This window comes from Streptomyces sp. 63XJN7_1_ISO-PGPR-S23-121 (assembly GCF_056173025.1).
Window position 1 is genome coordinate 1 of sequence record NZ_CM149653.1, and the last position, 20,116, is coordinate 20,116.

The following is a 20,116-nucleotide window of genomic DNA, read 5'->3' on the forward strand; positions in this document are numbered from 1 at the left end:
GTGGCTGACGTACCTGCCGATCTTGCCGCAGTGTGGCCACGCGTACTGGAGCAGCTGCTCGGAGAAGGCCGCGGGCAAGGCGTCGAATCGAAGGACGAGCACTGGATCCGCCGCTGCCAGCCCCTGGCACTGGTCGCCGACACCGCCCTCCTCGCCGTACCCAACGAGTTCGCGAAGGGCGTGCTCGAGGGACGTCTCGCCCCCGTCGTCAGCGAGACGCTGAGCCGGGAGTGCGGGCGCCCCATCCGCATCGCGATCACCGTCGACGAGACCGCGGGCGAACCCCCGGCCCCGCCGGCACCGCCCGCCCGCCCGCAGCCGCGCTACGAGGAGCCCGAGCTCCCGTCCCCCGGCCCGGGGGGAAGCGGTGCGGGCCAGAGCGGCCAGGGGAACCACAACCGTGCCGACTACGAGGGGTACGGCCGCCACCGCGCCGATCCGCTCCCCAGCGCCCGCCCCGCCTACCCGCAGGAGTACCAGCGCCCCGAGCCCGGCTCCTGGCCCCGCCCGTCCCAGCAGGACGACTACGGCTGGCAGCAGCAGCGGCTCGGCTTCCCGGAGCGGGACCCGTACGCCTCGCCGCCGCAGGACCCGTACGGCCCGCCCCAGGACGGCTACTCCTCCCACTCCTCACCCCAGCAGGACGGCTACGCGCAGGACTCCTACTCCCAGGACTCCTACGGCCAGGAGCCGTACCCCCAGGACGCGTACCCGCAGGACCGCCGCCCCCAGGACCGCCGGCCGCAGCCGCCGGAGCGCCCCCCGTACGACGCCCAGCGCCCGGACTACGACCAGCCCCGCGGCGACTACGACCAGCGCGGCACCCGGCGTGATCTCCCCGAGCCGCCGCCGGGTTCCGGCCACGTCCACCGCGGCGGCCCGGTGGGTCCCGGACCCGCCACCGGCGCTCCCGGCCCGCTCGCCGCACAGCCGGCGCCGGCGACCGGGCCCGGCGAGCCCACCGCGCGCCTGAACCCGAAGTACCTCTTCGACACCTTCGTCATCGGCGCCTCCAACCGCTTCGCCCACGCGGCGGCCGTCGCCGTCGCCGAGGCGCCCGCCAAGGCGTACAACCCCCTCTTCATCTACGGGGAGTCGGGCCTCGGGAAGACCCACCTGCTGCACGCGATCGGGCACTACGCGCGCAGCCTCTACCCCGGCACGCGCGTGCGGTACGTGAGCTCGGAGGAGTTCACCAACGAGTTCATCAACTCCATCCGCGACGGCAAGGGCGACAGCTTCCGCAAGCGCTACCGCGAGATGGACATCCTGCTCGTGGACGACATCCAGTTCCTGGCGGACAAGGAGTCGACGCAGGAGGAGTTCTTCCACACCTTCAACACCCTCCACAACGCCAACAAGCAGATCGTGCTGTCCTCCGACCGGCCGCCCCGGCAGCTGGTGACGCTCGAGGACCGGCTGCGGAACCGCTTCGAGTGGGGCCTGACCACCGACGTCCAGCCGCCCGAGCTCGAGACGCGCATCGCGATCCTGCGCAAGAAGGCCGTACAGGAGCAGCTCAACGCCCCGCCGGAGGTACTGGAGTTCATCGCCTCCCGCATCTCGCGCAACATCCGCGAGCTGGAGGGCGCGCTGATCCGCGTCACCGCGTTCGCGTCGCTCAACCGGCAGCCGGTCGACCTGGGCCTGACCGAGATCGTCCTCAAGGACCTGATCCCCGGCGGCGAGGACTCGGCTCCCGAGATCACCTCCACGGCCATCATGGGCGCCACCGCCGACTACTTCGGCCTCACCGTCGAGGACCTGTGCGGCACTTCCCGCGGCCGCGCACTGGTGACGGCCCGCCAGATCGCCATGTACCTCTGCCGCGAGCTGACGGACCTCTCGCTGCCGAAGATCGGCGCGCTGTTCGGCGGCCGCGACCACACCACGGTGATGCACGCCGATCGCAAGATCCGGAATCTGATGGCCGAGAGGCGCTCCATCTACAACCAGGTGACGGAGCTGACCAACCGCATCAAGAACGGCTGACGGCCGCCCGCACGGGCCGGCCCGCGTCCTCAAGGCGCCCCTGGAGAGCTCCGGGGGCGCCTTCTCCGTGCCTGCGGGCCGCGGCGCGGGGCTGCCGTATCCGGCATCAGCCCCGGACACGCCCCCCGCCCCCCGGGAAGCTCCGGACGCGGCTCCGGGAGGCGCCGGACCCGGCCGCAAGGGCTCCTTGAAGCGGCCCTGAAGGCTTCGGACGGGGCTCGGAAGGCTCCCGGACCCAGCCGCGGCACCGATCGCGCCGCCCCCGCTCCCGGCCCTCGCTGTTCGAATACCTGCCGGGTTACGGCCTCTCTCCACAGATTCGGCGACTTTTTCCCCTCCACAGCTTGGGGACCGGGAAGTTGTCCCGATCCTGTCCACAGGCTGGGCTGTTGAGGAATGATCAGGGCAGGTCAGCACCTTGTGGATCCGTGGACAAAAGATCTCCACAGCCTGTGGACAACGAAAAGTCCCCCAGCCCGTGCGTCAAGTTGTCCACCGGTGGCCCACAGGCTGGAGCCGGTTGTCCCCAGCGATCACCTGCTTCTCCACATGCCTGTCCACTGTTCGGCAACCCGGAGCGGCTCGTCACCGCCTCGAGTGAAAGGCGTCACACCGAGGGCCTGGATTGGGCTGTGGGAAAGGTGGGTAAACCTGGGGACGGCGCTGGGGAGAAGTCGCCCCTCCCTGTGCACGGCGTGTGCAGAACTTTCTGTTCTCCACAGAGACGCCCAGTTGTCCACCGGCTCCGCCCACAGGCCCCGTGGACAAAATTCCTGCGCTGACCTGCGCAAACGAGGTTATCCACGGTATCCACAGGCCCTACTACTACTCCCGACTAGAGAGAGAGCGGGAATCGTTTCGAAGCGGGACCTGTGCACAACTCGAGCTCTCGAGCCCGACCGCCCCTCGGCACGACTTGACCCCGAAGGGCACCTACTGTCAGTGCGGTGCGTCAGACTGGTCCCCGGTGTTCTGCCCCTCACCGGGGACGGCGACACCGGGTCAGACGACGAAGGCGAAGCAGGGCGAGAAGCGCCGGCAACAGCAGGAGGCGGCAACAGTGAAGATCCGGGTGGAACGCGACGTACTCGCGGAGGCAGTGGCCTGGGCGGCTCGCAGCCTCCCGGCCCGTCCGCCGGCGCCGGTCCTCGCGGGCCTGCTGCTGAAGGCCGAGGAGGGACAGCTCAGCCTGTCCAGCTTCGACTACGAGGTCTCCGCACGCGTGTCGGTGGAGGCGGAGGTCGAGGAGGAGGGCACGGTCCTCGTCTCCGGGCGGCTGCTCGCCGACATCTCCCGCGCCCTGCCCAACCGGCCGGTGGAGATTTCCACAGACGGTGTACGGGCGACGGTGGTGTGCGGGTCCTCGCGCTTCACCCTCCACACCCTGCCGGTGGAGGAGTACCCGGCCCTGCCGCAGATGCCGAACGCCACGGGCACCGTCCCCGGCGAGGTCTTCTCGGCGGCCGTGCAGCAGGTCGCCATCGCCGCCGGCCGCGACGACACGCTGCCCGTCCTCACCGGTGTGCGCATCGAGATCGAGGGCGACACGGTGACGCTGGCCTCCACCGACCGCTACCGCTTCGCGGTCCGCGAGTTCCTGTGGAAGCCGGAGGACCCGGAGACCTCCGCGGTCGCCCTGGTGCCCGCCAAGACGCTCCTGGACACCGCCAAGGCGCTGACCAGCGGCGATCAGGTGATCCTGGCGCTGTCCGGGTCGGGCGCGGGCGAGGGCCTGATCGGTTTCGAGGGAGCGGGCCGCCGGACGACGACCCGCCTGCTGGAGGGCGACCTCCCGAAGTACAAGACGCTCTTCCCGACGGAGTTCAACAGCGTCGCCGTGATCGAGACCGCCCCCTTCGTGGAGGCCGTCAAGCGCGTGGCCCTGGTCGCCGAGCGCAACACCCCGGTGCGGCTCAGCTTCGAGCAGGGCGTGCTCATCCTCGAGGCCGGCTCCAGCGACGACGCACAGGCTGTGGAAAGGGTGGACGCCCAGCTGGAGGGCGACGACATCTCGATCGCCTTCAACCCGACGTTCCTGCTCGACGGCCTGAGCGCGATCGACTCGCCGGTGGCCCAGCTGTCCTTCACGACGTCCACGAAGCCGGCGCTGCTCAGCGGCAGGCCCGCGCTGGACGCCGAGGCGGACGAGGCCTACAAGTACCTGATCATGCCGGTGCGGCTGAGCGGCTGACGCCGCCGGTCGTCCACAGGCTGAGGACAAAGACCCAGGTGGGGGCGTACGCATGAGCGCGTATGCCCACAGCTGTGCACGGAACTGCGGGTTTAGGCTCGTACGCGGGTACGAAAGTGCCGCGGCACGCATCCGCCGGGTGCGGGCGTGCCGCCACGCCACCTCGCAGACCTAAGGAACGCAACTGATGGAGCTCGGTCTCGTCGGCCTCGGCAAGATGGGCGGCAACATGCGCGAGCGGATCCGCCGCGCGGGCCACACCGTCGTCGGATACGACCGCAATCCGGATCTCGCGGACGTCCACAGCCTGGAAGAGCTTGTGGGCAAGCTCAGCGCCCCCCGCGTGGTCTGGGTGATGGTCCCGGCCGGTGAGCCCACCCAGGCCACCGTCGACCGGCTGGGAGAGCTGCTGGAGCCCGGCGACGTCGTCGTGGACGGCGGGAACTCCCGCTGGACGGACGACGAGAAGCACGCCGAGGAGCTGGCCGCCAAGGGCATCGGCTTCGTGGACTGCGGTGTCTCCGGCGGCGTCTGGGGCCTGGAGAACGGCTACGCGCTGATGTACGGCGGCGACGCGGAGAACGTCGCCAAGGTGCAGCCGGTCTTCGACGCCCTCAAGCCGGAGGGCGACTTCGGCGCCGTGCACGCCGGCAAGGTGGGCGCGGGCCACTTCGCGAAGATGGTCCACAACGGCATCGAGTACGCGATGATGCAGGCCTACGCCGAGGGCTGGGAGCTGCTGGAGAAGGTCGACTCCGTGGACAACGTCCGTGAGGTCTTCCGGTCCTGGCAGGAGGGCACGGTCATCCGCTCCTGGCTGCTGGACCTGGCCGTCAACGCGCTCGACGACGACGAGCACCTGGACGAGCTGCGCGGTTACGCACAGGACTCCGGTGAGGGACGCTGGACTGTGGAGGCCGCGATCGACAACGCGGTGCCGCTGCCGGCGATCACGGCGTCGCTGTTCGCGCGGTTCGCGTCCCGGCAGGACGACTCGCCGCAGATGAAGATGATCGCCGCGCTGCGCAACCAGTTCGGTGGTCACGCGGTGGAAAAGAAGTAGGCAACACCCGAAGGTTGGGGAGGTCGGCGAACGACCATGCACGTCACGCATCTGTCGCTGGCCGACTTCCGTTCCTATGCCCGGGTCGAGGTCCCGCTGGACCCGGGCGTCACCGCCTTCGTCGGCCCCAACGGGCAGGGGAAGACCAATCTCGTCGAGGCGGTCGGCTATCTGGCCACCCTCGGCAGTCACCGGGTCTCCTCGGACGCCCCCCTGGTGCGCATGGGCGCCGACCGGGCGGTGGTCCGGGCGCAGGTGCGGCAGGGCGAGCGGCAGCAGCTGATCGAGCTGGAGCTGAACCCGGGCAAGGCCAACCGTGCCCGGATCAACAGGTCGTCGCAGGTCAGGCCGCGTGACGTGCTGGGCATCGTGCGGACCGTGCTGTTCGCGCCCGAGGACCTCGCCCTGGTCAAGGGCGACCCCGGTGAGCGGCGCCGGTTCCTCGACGAGCTGATCACCGCCCGCTCCCCGCGCATGGCCGGGGTGCGCTCGGACTACGACCGGGTCCTCAAGCAGCGCAACACCCTGCTGAAGTCGGCCGCGCTCGCCCGGCGGCACGGTGGCCGCACGATGGACCTGTCCACGCTCGACGTCTGGGACCAGCACCTGGCGCGAGCGGGCGCCGAACTGCTGGCGCAGCGCCTGGACCTGATCGCCGCGGTGCAGCCGCTGGCCGACAAGGCGTACGAGCAGCTCGCTCCCGGCGGTGGTCCCGTCGCGCTGGAGTACAAGCCGTCGGCGCCCGGTGAGGCGCACACGCGCGAGGAGCTCTACGAGCAGCTGACGGCAGCGCTGGCCGAGGCCCGCAGGCAGGAGATCGAGCGGGGTGTCACCCTGGTCGGCCCGCACCGGGACGACCTGCTGCTGAAGCTCGGTCAGCTGCCCGCCAAGGGATACGCCTCCCACGGCGAGTCCTGGTCGTACGCGCTGGCGTTGCGCCTGGCGTCGTTCGACCTGCTGCGCGCCGAGGGCAACGAGCCGGTGCTGGTGCTCGACGACGTCTTCGCCGAGCTGGACGCGCGGCGCCGGGAGCGGCTGGCCGAACTCGTGGCGCCCGGTGAGCAGGTGCTGGTGACCGCCGCCGTGGACGACGACGTGCCGCACGTGCTGGCGGGGGCGCGATTCGCCGTGGCGGACGGGACGGTGGAGCGCGTATGAGCACCGACGGGCCGGCCCCCGGGAACGCCGGGGACGACCAGGGCAAGGGCGGCAGGGCCCCCGAGCCGTCCGGGGTAGACCTGGCGCGGGTGGCGCTGAGGGCGGCGCGTGAGGCGGCACGCGCGCGGGGGGACGCGGCGCAGCAGAAGCGGCAGGCGCGGCGCGGGGGGCTGCGTTCCGGTGCGCGCGCCGACGGCCGTGACCCGATGGCGCTGGGGTCGGCGATCAACCGGCTGATCACGGAGCGCGGCTGGGAGACGCCGGCCGCCGTGGGCGGTGTGATGGGCCGCTGGCCGCAGATCGTGGGCGAGGACGTGGCCAAGCACTGCGTGCCTGAGCGGTACGACGAGGACGAGCGGGTACTGGTCGTCCGGTGCGACTCGACGGCCTGGGCGACGAATCTGCGGCTGCTCGCCCCGACGCTGGTCGCCCGGCTCAACGAGGACCTCGGGCACGGCTCGGTCCGGGTGATCAAGGTGCACGGTCCGGGAGGTCCTGGCGGTTCCGCCCGGCGGTACGGACCGCTGCGCGCGCCGGGCAGCAAGGGGCCCGGGGACACCTACGGGTGACTCGCCCGCCCGCACTGCGGGTTGGTGAGGTACCTCACATTTTCGGGCGTCGAGGGCCGGTGCGGACCGTCGGCGCCCGGCTCGTCGTACCCCCGCACAGGGCTGCGAATCCCGATCTGACTCCCAAGTAGCCAAGGGTTGACGCCTCGAAGCGCTGAGTGCCGCCGTGAGCCTCTTGAGGCCCCCTTCCGTATATCGGGAGTCGGGAGAGGCTCGTTCAGGGCGGCACATGCGAACTCAGGCACCGGCAAACCCCCATCAGTGTCAGTGCTACCGGTAGAATGGAAGACAATCCCGCCCCGAACGTGGGGACCGTCCGGGACAAGCTGAGCAACGCTGATCAAGGCGTTACCAACGCAACATGCCGCAGCCGCTCCGGCAACCCGCCGACGAGCCCGGCTCGTGCTGTGCCAGAAAGGGCGCTTCGTGGCCGATTCCGGCAACCCCAACGAGAACAACCCGTCCACCGACACCGGCGTGAACGACGCGGTGAGCACCGTCAGCGCAGAGGCGCATGCCTCGTACGACGCCAGTGCCATCACCGTCCTCGAGGGTCTGGACGCGGTCCGCAAGCGACCCGGTATGTACATCGGCTCGACCGGTGAGCGCGGCCTGCACCACCTGGTGCAGGAGGTCGTGGACAACTCCGTCGACGAGGCGCTGGCCGGGTACGCGGACACCATCGACGTGACGATCCTCGCCGACGGCGGTGTCCGGGTCGTCGACAACGGCCGTGGCATCCCGGTGGGCATCGTCCCCTCCGAGGGCAAGCCCGCCGTCGAGGTCGTGCTGACCGTTCTGCACGCGGGCGGCAAGTTCGGCGGCGGCGGTTACGCGGTCTCCGGCGGTCTGCACGGCGTGGGTGTCTCCGTCGTCAACGCCCTCTCCACGAAGGTGTCCGTGGAGGTCAGGACCGACGGCTACCGCTGGACACAGGACTACAAGCTGGGCGTCCCCACGGCACCGCTGGTCCGGCACGAGGCCATCGAGGAGACCGGCACGTCGGTCACCTTCTGGGCCGACGGCGACATCTTCGAGACCACCGAGTACTCCTTCGAGACGCTCTCCCGGCGCTTCCAGGAGATGGCCTTCCTCAACAAGGGCCTGAAGATCAACCTCACCGACGAGCGCGAGTCGGCGAAGGCCACCGCCGGCGCGGACGAGGCGGGCGAGGACGAGAAGCACGAGGTCAAGAGCGTCTCGTACCACTACGAGGGCGGCATCGTCGACTTCGTGAAGTACCTCAACTCCCGCAAGGGAGAGCTGGTGCACCCCACCGTGATCGACCTCGAGGCCGAGGACAAGGACAAGAGCCTGTCCCTCGAGGTCGCGATGCAGTGGAACGGCGGCTACACCGAGGGCGTGTACTCCTTCGCCAACATCATCCACACGCACGAGGGCGGCACGCACGAGGAGGGCTTCCGGGCGGCGCTCACCTCGCTGATCAACAAGTACGCGCGCGACAAGAAGCTGCTGCGCGACAAGGACGACAACCTCACGGGTGACGACATCCGCGAGGGTCTGACGGCGATCATCTCGGTCAAGCTCGGCGAGCCCCAGTTCGAGGGCCAGACCAAGACGAAGCTGGGCAACACCGAGGTGAAGACCTTCGTGCAGAAGGTCGTCTACGAGCACCTGACCGACTGGCTCGACCGCAATCCGAACGAGGCCGCGGACATCATCCGCAAGGGCATCCAGGCGGCCACCGCGCGGGTGGCGGCCCGCAAGGCGCGTGACCTGACCCGCCGCAAGGGCCTGCTCGAGTCGGCGTCCCTGCCGGGCAAGCTGTCCGACTGCCAGTCGAACGACCCGACCAAGTGCGAGATCTTCATCGTCGAGGGCGACTCCGCCGGCGGTTCGGCCAAGTCCGGCCGGAACCCGCAGTACCAGGCGATCCTCCCGATCCGCGGCAAGATCCTCAACGTGGAGAAGGCGCGCATCGACCGGATCCTGCAGAACCAGGAGATCCAGGCGATGATCTCCGCGTTCGGCACGGGCGTGCACGAGGACTTCGACATCGAGAAGCTCCGCTATCACAAGATCATCCTGATGGCGGACGCCGACGTCGACGGCCAGCACATCAACACCCTGCTGCTGACCTTCCTGTTCCGTTTCATGCGGCCGCTGGTCGAGGCCGGGCACGTGTACCTGTCGCGTCCGCCGCTCTACAAGATCAAGTGGGGCCGCGACGACTTCGAGTACGCGTACTCGGACCGCGAGCGCGACGCGCTGATCGAGATGGGCCGCCAGGCCGGCAAGCGCATCCGCGAGGACTCCGTGCAGCGCTTCAAGGGCCTCGGTGAGATGAACGCCGAGGAACTGCGCATCACCACCATGGACCAGGAGCACCGCGTGCTCGGCCAGGTCACGCTCGACGACGCCGCGCAGGCCGACGACCTGTTCTCGGTGCTGATGGGCGAGGACGTCGAGGCCCGGCGCGCGTTCATCCAGCGCAACGCCAAGGACGTCCGCTTCCTCGACATCTGAGTCGGTCTCAGCTGACCGCACCAGGAAGGACCTTCACCAGCAATGACCGACGAGAACACCCCTGTGACGACGCCCGAGGGCGACGCCTTGGCGATGCGCGTCGAGCCCGTCGGGCTCGAGACGGAGATGCAGCGCTCGTACCTCGACTACGCGATGTCCGTCATCGTCTCGCGTGCGCTGCCCGACGTCCGTGACGGCCTCAAGCCCGTGCACCGCCGGGTGCTGTACGCCATGTACGACGGCGGCTACCGCCCCGAGCGCGGCTTCTACAAGTGCGCCCGCGTCGTCGGCGACGTCATGGGCAACTACCACCCCCACGGCGACAGCTCCATCTACGACGCCCTGGTCCGCCTCGCCCAGCCGTGGTCGATGCGGATGCCGCTCGTCGACTCCAACGGCAACTTCGGCTCGCCGGGCAACGACCCGGCGGCGGCCATGCGGTACACCGAGTGCAAGATGGCGCCGCTGTCGATGGAGATGGTCCGCGACATCGACGAGGAGACCGTCGACTTCACGGACAACTACGACGGCCGCTCCCAGGAGCCGACCGTCCTGCCCGCCCGTTTCCCGAACCTGCTGATCAACGGTTCGGCCGGCATCGCGGTCGGCATGGCGACCAACATCCCGCCGCACAACCTGCGCGAGGTCGCGGCCGGCGCCCAGTGGTACCTGGAGAACTACGAGGCCTCCCACGAGGAGCTGCTGGACGCGCTGATCGAGCGCATCAAGGGCCCCGACTTCCCGACCGGCGCCCTGGTGGTGGGCCGCAAGGGCATCGAGGAGGCCTACCGCACCGGGCGCGGCTCGATCACCATGCGCGCGGTCGTCGAGGTCGAGGAGATCCAGAACCGCCAGTGCCTGGTGGTCACGGAGCTGCCGTACCAGACCAACCCCGACAACCTCGCGCAGAAGATCGCCGACCTGGTGAAGGACGGCAAGATCGGCGGCATCGCGGACGTCCGCGACGAGACGAGCTCCCGCACCGGCCAGCGCCTGGTCATCGTGCTCAAGCGGGACGCGGTCGCCAAGGTCGTGCTGAACAACCTCTACAAGCACACCGACCTGCAGACGAACTTCGGCGCCAACATGCTGGCGCTGGTCGACGGGGTGCCGCGCACCCTCTCCCTGGACGCGTTCATCCGGCACTGGGTGAACCACCAGATCGAGGTCATCGTCCGGCGTACGAAGTTCCGCCTGCGCAAGGCGGAGGAGCGCGCGCACATCCTGCGCGGTCTGCTCAAGGCCCTGGACGCCATCGACGAGGTCATCGCCCTGATCCGGCGCAGCGACACCGTCGAGATCGCGCGCGGCGGCCTGATGGGCCTCCTGGAGATCGACGAGATCCAGGCCAACGCCATCCTCGAGATGCAGCTGCGGCGACTGGCCGCCCTGGAGCGGCAGAAGATCGTCCAGGAGCACGACGAACTCCAGGCGAAGATCAGCGAGTACAACGAGATCCTCGCCTCGCCGGTCCGCCAGCGGGGGATCGTCAGTGCGGAGCTGGCCGCGCTCGTCGAGAAGTACGGCGACGACCGCAAGACCAAGCTGATCCCGTACGAGGGCGACATGTCCATCGAGGACCTGATCGCCGAGGAGGACATCGTCGTCACGGTCACCCGCGGCGGCTACATCAAGCGCACCAAGACCGACGACTACCGGGCCCAGAAGCGCGGCGGCAAGGGCGTGCGCGGCACGAAGCTCAAGGAAGACGACATCGTCAACCACTTCTTCGTGTCCACCACCCACCACTGGCTGCTGTTCTTCACCAACAAGGGCCGGGTCTACCGGGTCAAGGCCTACGAGCTGCCGGACGCCGGCCGCGACGCGCGCGGCCAGCACGTGGCCAACCTGCTGGCCTTCCAGCCGGACGAGACCATCGCCCAGATCCGCGCGATCCGCGACTACGAGGCGGTGCCCTACCTGGTCCTGGCCACCAAGGCCGGCCTGGTGAAGAAGACGCCGCTGAAGGACTACGACTCGCCGCGCGCCGGTGGTGTCATCGCCATCAACCTGCGCCAGCAGGAGGACGGAAGCGACGACGAACTGATCGGCGCCGAACTCGTCTCGGCCGAGGACGATCTGCTCCTGGTCAGCAAGAAGGCGCAGTCGATCCGGTTCACCGCCTCCGACGACACGTTGCGTCCGATGGGCCGTGCCACCTCGGGCGTCAAGGGCATGAGTTTCCGCGAAGGGGACGAGCTGCTCTCGATGAATGTTGTTCGAGCCGGTACGTTCGTGTTCACTGCCACCGACGGCGGTTACGCGAAGCGGACCTCCGTCGACGAGTACCGCGTCCAGGGCCGCGGCGGTCTCGGCATCAAGGCTGCCAAGATCGTCGAGGACCGTGGGTCGCTCGTGGGTGCGCTGGTGGTCGAGGAGAACGACGAGATCCTCGCCATCACACTCTCGGGCGGTGTGATTCGTACGCGAGTCAGCGGAGTCAGGGAGACGGGCCGTGACACCATGGGCGTCCAATTGATCAATCTGGGCAAGCGCGATGCCGTCGTGGGGATCGCGCGCAACGCCGAGGCGGGACGCGAGGCGGAGGAGGTCGACGGCGATGTCGTCGTCGACGAGACCGCCGAGGGTGTCGCGACCACCGGCACGGACGAGGGTGAGGCGCCCTCGGCCGAGTAGCACGAGGAGAGAGTCATCGTGAGCGGAGCCACGGGCGCCGGATCGGCCAGTACCCCCAGGGGTGCGGAGACGGACGGCGGCCGTGGCTCCGCCGCGCGTGCGACGGATCCGCACACGACTCAGCTGCGCAAGATCGACGACGGCGCGACCGGCTCGCACGCGTCTGACACTCATGGATCCCAGGGGGGAACTGTGACGGACACCAGAGGCTCGCAGGCCCGGCAGGCGGCCTCGCCGCTGCCCGGGGAACGGCAGCCCCAGCAGGCCGGCGGGCCGTACCACCCGCCGCAGGCCTACCAGACCCAGGGCGGCAACCCGTCCGCGGCCGCGTCGCGCCGCCCGCGCACCGGCGCACGCACCACGCCCCGCGTCCGCAAGGCACGGCTGCGCGTGGCCAAGGCCGACCCGTGGTCGGTGATGAAGGTCAGCTTCCTGCTCTCCATCGCGCTCGGCGTCTGCACGATCGTGGCCTCCGCCGTGCTGTGGATGGTCATGGACGCCATGGGCGTCTTCTCGACGGTCGGCGGCACGATCTCCGAGGCCACCGGCTCGAACGAGTCCAACGGCTTCGACCTGCAGTCCTTCCTGTCGCTGCCCAACGTGCTGATGTTCACGACGATCATCGCGGTGATCGACGTCGTCCTCGCGACGGCTCTCGCCACACTCGGCGCGTTCATCTACAACCTGTCCGCCGGCTTCGTCGGCGGCGTGGAGCTGACGCTCGCCGAGGACGAGTGATCCGCGCGGGCGGTCCGGCGACAACCGATTTTGGGACTGCCCACCTCGTGCGCTAATCTTCAGGAGTCAGCGCGCGGGACACACACCGCAGAGCGCGGCGGGGCTATAGCTCAGTTGGTTAGAGCGCATCCCTGATAAGGATGAGGCCACAGGTTCAAATCCTGTTAGCCCCACCAGCGTAAAGACCTCCGGACCTCTGGTCCGGGGGTCTTGCTGCATCTCCGCAGCTGGGCCGTGGCTCGGTCTCAGGCTGATCGTGGTGGTGTTCCGGCGGTGCGCCTGGCGAGCAGTCCCGCGAGCAGCATGATGATCAGGCTGATTCCCACGCCGCACAGCGTCCACAGCACCCGGTAGCCCTCGGCCGACTCGTCGGAGGGCTGTGCCAGGTCCACCAGGATGAGTACGCCGGCGGCGATGGCCGCACAGTAGAGGGCGTAGTTCCAGAAGCGGATCCCGGCCCCGTGCCTGAGGAAGACGAGCGCCACCACTTCGAGTCCGCGTCGCACCGCGAACAGTCTGAGTCCGTGTTCACTCGCGGGCACCCACAGCTGCAGCGCGGCCGTGCCGGCTCCGGTCAGGGCGCCGGTGAGGCGCTGCGCGTCGGCCAGCGCGGCCTGCTCCAGTCTCGGTTTCAGCGCGATCATGGCAGCGATCGGGATCCAGTAGCCGTACGACAGGTCCAGTCCGAACGCCAGCGCGACGGTCCCGGCGATGACCACGGCGCGGATCACCGCGAACAGGACCAGCGGGCCGGTCAGCCTCCTCCTGGACGTGTCGCCCGGCAGCTCCGAGAAGGGCTGGTCCCGGTCCCTACGCCCACGGAGGAGCCACCCGAGGAACGACGCCGTGATCCACAGGGCCGCTCCTCCGGTCCAGGAGAGCACCTGAGCCCAGTCGTAACTGGGGATGCGAGCCTCACCGTGGATGCCGGCCTCGAAGCCGACGCCGACGATGAACCAGATGTTGAGAAGCAGGGCATCGACGAATCTGCGCACCCCGAACGCGGCCATCAGTCCGGCCGCCAGCGTGACCATGAAGGACACGAGGACCAGCCGCCCCCAGGCGTCCGAGCCGATACCGAAGGCCAGCGCGGTCACCCCGGCGCCGGCCAGCGCGAAGACGGCGATATGAGCGCGCGGTGGCCGTAGCCGCCTCCGGGGTCGGCCAGTGCCGCGAACAGCGGTCCGGCGCACGGCGACGGCCCGGCTGCTCCGTCGGAGCTGCCGGGCCGTTTCTCGCGTGCGGTGCTGTACGCAATACGCCGTGACGTCAGGGTCGGATGGCGGGGGCGCGGGGCGCCGGGCCGCTCAGCGCTGCAGCGGGACGGTGTGCTGCTCGGCCGGTGAGGCGGCGGTGTCGCACGGGGTGGCGGCTGCCGGCAGGGTCGTGACGGCCGAAGCGGCGTCGGTGAGGGGACGGTGCCGGCAGCTGGGGGCCTTGCCGTGGGCCTCGGCGTGGATGCGCTGTTTCATCGTGGGGGGCAGGGCGCCTGCCCGGGACCAGGACCAGGCTGCCGCCGCCGCCGGCTCGGCCGGCTCGGGCGCCGTCTCGGTGTTGCTGTGCGTCTCGGTGTGCGGTACGGCCGCCGCGGCGGTGGTCGTGACGAATCCGAGCGCCGTGCACAGCGCCAGGAAGGCGGTGACGATGGCGGTCCACAGCTTCATGACCTTGTTCCGGTCCATGGCCCCTCACTTTCGGGTCGGGCGATTTGCGTACTTTCCTCATGATGTGTATGTGGGCCGCGAAGTGGTGGACCCGCGACCGTGGCGCCGCGATGTTCAGATGAACACCACCCGGATGGCCGCAAGGGGGACGAAATGGTGCGGAGGCGGGAGGGGGACGGGCAAAAGTCACCGTCCGTGGAGATGTGATCACCCTCCGATCGGAACGACTCGGTCCGTATCTATTGCGTTCCGCGGACGGGCAGTTGAGGGCCGACTCAGATCACCGATCGGTATCGGCCGGTGTGTATAGTCGGGCGCCAGAGGTCCCCTACGTCAAGGAAAGACGAGGTAGCGCGGTGAAGAAGCTTCTCCTGGTCGCACTGGCCGCCATCGGCGGGCTCCTCGTGTACCGCCAGATCCAGGCGGATCGCGCCGAGCAGGATCTGTGGACGGAGGCGACCGACTCCGTGCCCACGGGTTCGTGAGTCCGACCGACATCCGGTCCTGAGCAGACCCCGGCCGTCATCACGGTCGGGGTTTTGTGTTGTCCGGAGGGGGCGCGGAGACCACCGGCGCGCGGCAGGATGGGCCACGGTCCGTGCGACGGCGAGCGCGAGGGGTGGCGACTGATGGTGCGGTGGTGTACGGCTCGCCGGCGAGTCCGGTCAGGACGTGGCCGCCCGCCGGTGCCGGTGCGTCTGGCCGCCGTGACCGCGGTGCTGGCCACCGTCTCAGTCCTGCCGGGCGGGACGGCCCTGGCGGCCGGCCCGCCGGGCGGCTACGCGTTCGCCCAGGACGCCCAGTGGGCCGAGGGCGCGAGCGGCGCGGCGAACGCCCCCTCCCTCGAACCCGGCACGACGTACCGGGGCTCCCTGCCGCGGACCGGCACGCTCCACTACCGCGTCGAACTCGACGGGGCCTCGGACACGTACGTCTCCGCCACCGCCGTCCCGGACGAGGGCGACGAGCTCACCGCCGTCGACGGCGTCCGGCTGTCCGTGGCGGACGCCGACGGGGGCACCTGCTCGTCCGACAGCGCGAGTTTCGGCGCCGCTCGCAGCCCCCGCCCGGTCACGGCCTGGGGCGTACGCGCGGTCTCCGCCGACGGGACGCGATGCCAGGACGCCGGGACCTACTACGTCACCGTCGAGCGGTCCCGGCCGCAGGACTCCCCGCCGGACCCCTGGGACCTCGAGCTCACCGTCGTCACCGAACCGCCCCCGGCCCGCACCGGCGCGACGCGGGCACCCGAGGCGTGGGACTCCGCCTCGCCCGGACCTCTCACGGGCGAGCCCGCACACCGCCGGGGCGGCGGCGGCTTCGCCGAGGCCACCACCGTCGGCCAGGGGGCGTGGAGCGACGACATCCGGCCCGGGCAGACCCTCTTCTACAAGGTGCCCGTCGACTGGGGCCGGCAACTGTACGCGGCCGCCGAACTCGGCGGCACCGACAGCGGATCGGGCTACACGACCGGCGCGCTGCGCCTGGCCCTGCACAACCCCGTGCGCGGCGAGGTCGTCGACGCCGCCAAGGGATACACCGGCCGCGGGGTCACGGCCGCTCTCGCTCCCGCGCCGCCGGTGGCGTACGCCAACCGGTACGCCACCGGGGAACGGGTCACCGGGATGCGGTTCGCCGGCGACTACTACCTCGTGGTGCACCTCGCGGCCCAGGTGGCCGACACCTTCGGAGAGGGGCCGTTCCCGCTGGTCCTGCGCCTGCGGCTCGGGGGGACGGCGCAGACCGGGCCGGAGTACGCGGGGAAGTCCGTGCCCGACGGCCTCTTCGAGCTCTCGGCCCTGGAGCGGCAGGCGGCGCCTGCGGACGGAGCGGCCGGGGAGGACGACGCCGCCATGACGGTGCTCGCCGTCGGCGGGATCGGCGGCGGCAGCGTCCTGCTGGCGGGCCTCGGCGTGTGGACGGCGGTGGCCCGGCGCCGGGCCACGTGACGCGGCCCGGCGGGCCTCAGATGCGGGTCAGGGCCCAGAAGCCCACGGCGTAACAGGCCAGCGCGAGCAGCAGCAGCGGAACCGCCACGCGGGCCGGGGGACCGGGCCGGCGGGGACGCCGCGCCGCGCGGTGCTGGGGGGACGCCGGAGCGGGCGGGGCAGCGTGCGGTGCCCGCGGGGCCCGGGTGGCCTGGGCGGTGTACGCGGCGGTGGGCACGTCGGCACGCTGCCACGGCTTAGGTGCGGGGGGACCCGGGGCGTGCGGATGCGCGTACGGGGGCTGGGGCCGTGGGCCGGGGAAGCCGGGGTCCTGCGGATGGACCGACGGAGGGGCCGGTGCGTGGGCGGGCGGCCGAGGGGGGCCGGGCACGGGGGTGGACGTGCCGGTGGCCTGCGGGGGCGGCAGGGGGAAGCTCCCGGTGTCCGACATCACGGACGGCCGTACGGGTTCGGGGGCCGGTGTGGGTGCGGAGGCGGGTGAGGGCGGTGGCGCCGGCGCCGAAGGCCCTGGCATACTGTCCGCCGCCCGCCCGGGTGCGGAGGGCCGCCGCGGATCCGTCGGTGCGTCGTCCAGTCCCTTGGCCCGCTCGAGCGGGCCCCCGGGGCCGAATCCCGCCGGCAGCGGCCCTATCTGGTCGAAGATCTCGATCAGCTCGTCGTCGGGCCCCGGCTCCGGCAGCAGCTCAGCGGCCGCGGCCAGCGCCTTGCGCGCCCCCGTGGCCGTGCGGAACCTCGCCTCCGGATCCGGCTGCACCAGCGTGGCCACGACCTGCCACAACGGTTCGGGGATGCCCTGTGGAGCCGGCGGCGTCCCGTGCTCCGCGAAGTACCGCACGAGCGTCCTGGCGTCGGGCTTCGCGCCCTCCAGCAGGTACAGGGCGACCAGTCCGACGGCGAACAGGTCGGCGGCGAAGTCCGGTTCCGCGCCCATCATCTGCTCCGGCGCGAGGTAACCGGGCGTCCCCACCACGAGGTTGGTCTCCGTCAGCCGGGGCTCGCCCAGCCGCATCGCGATGCCGAAGTCGGACAGCCGGAGCCGGGGCCGCCCCGTGCCGGTGGCCTCGAGCAGCACGTTGGCGGGCTTGACGTCCCGGTGCACGACGTCCTCCGCGTGCACCGCCGCCAGGCCCGACAGGAGCTGGTCCAGCAAGACGCAGACGAAACCGGGCGGCAGCGGGCCGTAGTCCCCGACCAGATGGACGAGTGAACCGCCCGTGACCAGGTCCATGGTGAACAGGACCTGGTCGTCGTCGGCGGCCCAGCTGGCCGGGGCGAGCACATGGGGATGGTCGATCCGCAGCGCCTGCTCACGCACGAAGCGCAGCAGCGAGTGGGCGTCCCTCTGCTGCAGCACCTTGGCGGCCACATAGCGCCGGCGGCGGTGGTCCCAGGCACGCCAGACGGCACCCACCCCTCCACGGCCGATCGGATCGACCAGCTCGTACCGGCCGGCGAAGACCTCACCCATGGCTGTGTGCCGCTCCTCCCCCTCGCGCCACTCCCCGCAAGGCCGGCCGGCGAGCCCTTCGACGGCCGGACCCCGGGGGTCAGTTCTGGTGGGACTGGTAGTGCGCCACGGCGTCGGAGGTGCGGCCGGCGCCGTACACCCGCAGGAACTCCGCCAACTCCGGGTGGGACGGGGAGAGGGCGTCCGCGGCGTCGATTATGTCGCCGGCGGCCGCCACCGAACGCAGCAGCGACTGGATCTCACGGACCACGCGCTTGACCGTGGGCGCTCCCGAACTGCTCGTCGTCTGCGTGGTGTTGCTGAGTACCGAGCCCCCCTGCGACTTCTTGATCTCGTCCATGCGCTCGGTGGCCTCGGCCGCGCTCACACTGCCGTCCGCGACCTGCCCCGCCAGGTCCTGGAGCAGCTGCACCCGCTGCACCACCGCGGGATTACCGATCTTCGCCCGCTGTCCGCTCATCAGCTGTGACAGCATCGGCGCGGACAGCCCCAGCACCCCCGCCAGACGAGCCTGGTTGAGGCCAAGATCGTCGATGAGCCTGCGGAAGAGCGCCCCCAGCGGCTCCCCGTACCAGTTCCGCTGCAGTTCCCGCGCTCTCGCGGTGGCTTCCTGCTGTGCGGCGTCCATTGCGTCTCCCCATCGCTTCCCCAAAAACCGCAGTTCGCTTCAGCGAACCACGCCGAGCATCTTACGGAGCGTGGTTGTTCATCGGGACCCCCAATCATTTGTGAGATACGGGGGGCGACCCGGTACTCTTGTCTGCGGCGCCCGCCGGTAAGAAGATCCTCCGGCCGGACGTCTCCTCCGGGGCCTTAGCTCAGTTGGTAGAGCGCTGTCTTTGCATGGCAGATGTCAGGGGTTCGACTCCCCTAGGCTCCACACCTCGAGAGCCCGTCCGACCTGCGTGAACACCAGGCCGGGCGGGCTCTTCGCGTCGCTGTCGTCACGCACCGTGGTGCAACGGGCCGGCGGCCGGCGGCCGGCGTCCAGCGCGGACGGCCGCGGCCCCCGCGCCGGGTGACCGCTCCCGCCTGCGGGTTCGCCCCCCGCGCCCGCCTGCGTCCCCGTGCTTCCCCCTTGCGTAAATGATCATCAACGGCGGGCGGATCGGGGGTAGTTGACGGTGTGACAGAGGCCACCGGCCTCCCGTCACCGGGCGGGAACGGGTGTGCGCGAGGCCACCGCTCGGCACCGGAGTCGCGCTGTCTGCTCTTGATATCGTCACCCCAGAGGGCACCAGCGCCACACCCCTGCGGGGCGGTGCCAAGCGGCGCACCGCCGCCGGAGCCGTCCGGTCGCTGCCGACGAGGTGAAAGGGGTAGAGCATGCGGGCCAAGGTACGAGCCGCTCTCGATGCGCTGTACATGAAGCGGCTGCTCAGAGAGCTGGAGGGTCGCCCACGTCCCCAGCACATCGGCATCATGCTGGACGGCAACCGCCGATGGGCCAAGGAATCGGGCATCGAGGACCCCCGTGAGGGCTACCGGGCCGGCGGCGCGAAGGTGCTGGACTTCCTGCGCTGGTGCGACTCCGCGCAGATCGAGCACGTGACCCTCTTCATGTTGTCCGACGACAACCTGCACCGCCCCGAGGACCAGCTCAACCCGCTGATCGACATCATCGCCGAGGTCGTGGAGCGCCTGGCCGCCCCGGGCAACCCCTGGCCCGTCGAGGTCGTCGGTGCCCTCGACCTGCTGCCGGCCGAGTCCGCGAACCGCCTGAAGACCGCGACCGCCGCCACCCAGGGCCGCAAGGGCGGAACGAGGGTCGACGTCGCCGTCGGCTACGGAGGCCGCCGGGAGATCGTCGACGCCGTGCGGTCGGCCCTCACGGAGCACGCCTCCGCGGGAGGCGACATCGACGAGTTCATCGACACGTTCACCATGGAGCACATCTCCAAGCACCTGTACTCCAAGGCGCGCTCCGAGTCCGACCTCATCATCCGCACCTCCGGAGAGCAGCGGCTGTCCGGATTCCTGCTGTGGCAGTCCGCCTACGCCGAGGTGTACTTCTGCGAGTGCTTCTGGCCGGACTTCCGCGAGATCGACTTCCTGCGCGCCCTGCGCTCCTACTCCCTGCGCGAACGCCGCTACGGCCGCTGAGGAGACGACGGAGCCCCGGGACACCGGCGCGCTGTTCCACGTGAAACATCGCCGCGGGGCGGGAGACCCGGAAGCCTCCCGCCCCGCGGCGCTGCAC

The 20,116-nt window shown here is 70.5% G+C and carries 15 protein-coding genes and 2 tRNA genes; 13 read left to right on the top strand and 4 right to left on the bottom strand.

Annotation, left to right across the window (positions count from 1 at the left end; translation table 11 throughout):
* Window positions 1-30: 30 nt before the first annotated feature.
* From dnaA to AC0VYN_RS00045, 9 genes are all read left to right on the top strand, one after another.
* Window positions 31-1,992: a chromosomal replication initiator protein DnaA gene (gene dnaA, locus AC0VYN_RS00005; protein ID WP_475534234.1), complete on the top strand. Its 1,962-nt coding sequence runs from the start codon at window positions 31-33 to the stop codon at window positions 1,990-1,992.
* Window positions 1,993-3,052: 1,060 nt separating this feature from the next.
* Window positions 3,053-4,183 carry a DNA polymerase III subunit beta gene (gene dnaN, locus AC0VYN_RS00010; RefSeq protein WP_385464860.1) on the top strand — a complete coding sequence of 377 codons (1,131 nt, stop codon included), beginning with the start codon at window positions 3,053-3,055 and terminating at the stop codon, window positions 4,181-4,183.
* A 187-nt stretch (window positions 4,184-4,370) separates the two neighbouring features.
* Window positions 4,371-5,246, top strand: a complete 876-nt coding sequence (gene gnd, locus AC0VYN_RS00015) for a phosphogluconate dehydrogenase (NAD(+)-dependent, decarboxylating) (RefSeq protein WP_451688390.1) — start codon at window positions 4,371-4,373, stop codon at window positions 5,244-5,246.
* A gap of 36 nt (window positions 5,247-5,282) precedes the next feature.
* On the top strand, window positions 5,283-6,404 hold the full coding sequence (gene recF, locus AC0VYN_RS00020) for a DNA replication/repair protein RecF (RefSeq protein WP_475534235.1): 1,122 nt from the start codon (window positions 5,283-5,285) through the stop codon (window positions 6,402-6,404).
* Window positions 6,401-6,973 carry a DciA family protein gene (locus AC0VYN_RS00025; protein ID WP_385464851.1) on the top strand — a complete coding sequence of 191 codons (573 nt, stop codon included), beginning with the start codon at window positions 6,401-6,403 and terminating at the stop codon, window positions 6,971-6,973. Before recF ends, AC0VYN_RS00025 begins: the two co-directional genes overlap by 4 nt.
* A gap of 426 nt (window positions 6,974-7,399) precedes the next feature.
* Window positions 7,400-9,460, top strand: coding sequence for a DNA topoisomerase (ATP-hydrolyzing) subunit B (gene gyrB / locus AC0VYN_RS00030; protein ID WP_475534236.1), 2,061 nt, complete (start codon window positions 7,400-7,402; stop codon window positions 9,458-9,460).
* Window positions 9,461-9,502: 42 nt separating this feature from the next.
* The gene (gene gyrA, locus AC0VYN_RS00035) at window positions 9,503-12,097 is read left to right on the top strand and encodes a DNA gyrase subunit A (RefSeq protein ID WP_475534237.1); all 2,595 of its coding nucleotides are present in this window, start codon (window positions 9,503-9,505) and stop codon (window positions 12,095-12,097) included.
* Between the two features lie 18 nt (window positions 12,098-12,115).
* The gene (locus AC0VYN_RS00040; RefSeq protein WP_385464841.1) at window positions 12,116-12,835 is read left to right on the top strand and encodes a DUF3566 domain-containing protein; all 720 of its coding nucleotides are present in this window, start codon (window positions 12,116-12,118) and stop codon (window positions 12,833-12,835) included.
* 99 nt (window positions 12,836-12,934) lie between these two features.
* A tRNA-Ile gene (locus AC0VYN_RS00045) sits at window positions 12,935-13,011 on the top strand.
* A 69-nt stretch (window positions 13,012-13,080) separates the two neighbouring features.
* Here AC0VYN_RS00045 and AC0VYN_RS00050 read toward each other — a convergent pair.
* Together AC0VYN_RS00050 and AC0VYN_RS00055 are read right to left on the bottom strand one after the other, a co-directional pair.
* The gene (locus tag AC0VYN_RS00050; protein WP_475534238.1) at window positions 13,081-13,932 is read right to left on the bottom strand and encodes an FUSC family protein; all 852 of its coding nucleotides are present in this window, start codon (window positions 13,930-13,932) and stop codon (window positions 13,081-13,083) included.
* Window positions 13,933-14,142: 210 nt separating this feature from the next.
* Window positions 14,143-14,517, bottom strand: a complete 375-nt coding sequence (locus tag AC0VYN_RS00055; RefSeq protein WP_475534239.1) for a DUF6344 domain-containing protein — start codon at window positions 14,515-14,517, stop codon at window positions 14,143-14,145.
* Window positions 14,518-14,855: 338 nt separating this feature from the next.
* Here AC0VYN_RS00055 and AC0VYN_RS00060 point away from each other — a divergent pair, with 338 nt between their 5' ends.
* Together AC0VYN_RS00060 and AC0VYN_RS00065 are read left to right on the top strand one after the other, a co-directional pair.
* Window positions 14,856-14,984: a DLW-39 family protein gene (locus AC0VYN_RS00060; RefSeq protein WP_003999697.1), complete on the top strand. Its 129-nt coding sequence runs from the start codon at window positions 14,856-14,858 to the stop codon at window positions 14,982-14,984.
* Between the two features lie 144 nt (window positions 14,985-15,128).
* Window positions 15,129-16,448 (top strand): hypothetical protein, encoded by a 1,320-nt coding sequence (locus AC0VYN_RS00065; RefSeq protein ID WP_475534240.1) that lies wholly within the window; start codon window positions 15,129-15,131, stop codon window positions 16,446-16,448.
* Window positions 16,449-16,464: 16 nt separating this feature from the next.
* On the opposite strand, the gene AC0VYN_RS00070 is transcribed toward AC0VYN_RS00065, so the two are convergent.
* Window positions 16,465-17,916 carry a serine/threonine-protein kinase gene (locus tag AC0VYN_RS00070; RefSeq protein WP_475534241.1) on the bottom strand — a complete coding sequence of 484 codons (1,452 nt, stop codon included), beginning with the start codon at window positions 17,914-17,916 and terminating at the stop codon, window positions 16,465-16,467.
* A 79-nt stretch (window positions 17,917-17,995) separates the two neighbouring features.
* Complete coding sequence (locus AC0VYN_RS00075; RefSeq protein ID WP_385464826.1) at window positions 17,996-18,544, bottom strand: helix-turn-helix domain-containing protein; 549 nt, start codon at window positions 18,542-18,544, stop codon at window positions 17,996-17,998.
* A gap of 179 nt (window positions 18,545-18,723) precedes the next feature.
* Between AC0VYN_RS00075 and AC0VYN_RS00080 the strand changes: the two genes are divergently transcribed.
* Both AC0VYN_RS00080 and AC0VYN_RS00085 read left to right on the top strand, forming a co-directional pair.
* A tRNA-Ala gene (locus tag AC0VYN_RS00080) sits at window positions 18,724-18,796 on the top strand.
* Between the two features lie 446 nt (window positions 18,797-19,242).
* On the top strand, window positions 19,243-20,019 hold the full coding sequence (locus AC0VYN_RS00085; protein WP_475534242.1) for an isoprenyl transferase: 777 nt from the start codon (window positions 19,243-19,245) through the stop codon (window positions 20,017-20,019).
* The last annotated feature ends 97 nt before the right edge of the window (window positions 20,020-20,116 follow it).

Coding starts and splice junctions, on each gene's coding strand:
- AC0VYN_RS00055 (WP_475534239.1), bottom strand. CDS start 14,517: ATGGACCGGAACAAGGTCATGAAGCTGTGGACCGCCATCGTCACCGCC.
- AC0VYN_RS00025 (WP_385464851.1), top strand. CDS start 6,401: ATGAGCACCGACGGGCCGGCCCCCGGGAACGCCGGGGACGACCAGGGC.
- AC0VYN_RS00085 (WP_475534242.1), top strand. CDS start 19,243: ATGCGGGCCAAGGTACGAGCCGCTCTCGATGCGCTGTACATGAAGCGG.
- gyrA (WP_475534237.1), top strand. CDS start 9,503: ATGACCGACGAGAACACCCCTGTGACGACGCCCGAGGGCGACGCCTTG.
- AC0VYN_RS00075 (WP_385464826.1), bottom strand. CDS start 18,544: ATGGACGCCGCACAGCAGGAAGCCACCGCGAGAGCGCGGGAACTGCAG.
- gnd (WP_451688390.1), top strand. CDS start 4,371: ATGGAGCTCGGTCTCGTCGGCCTCGGCAAGATGGGCGGCAACATGCGC.
- recF (WP_475534235.1), top strand. CDS start 5,283: ATGCACGTCACGCATCTGTCGCTGGCCGACTTCCGTTCCTATGCCCGG.
- AC0VYN_RS00065 (WP_475534240.1), top strand. CDS start 15,129: ATGGTGCGGTGGTGTACGGCTCGCCGGCGAGTCCGGTCAGGACGTGGC.
- AC0VYN_RS00070 (WP_475534241.1), bottom strand. CDS start 17,916: ATGGGTGAGGTCTTCGCCGGCCGGTACGAGCTGGTCGATCCGATCGGC.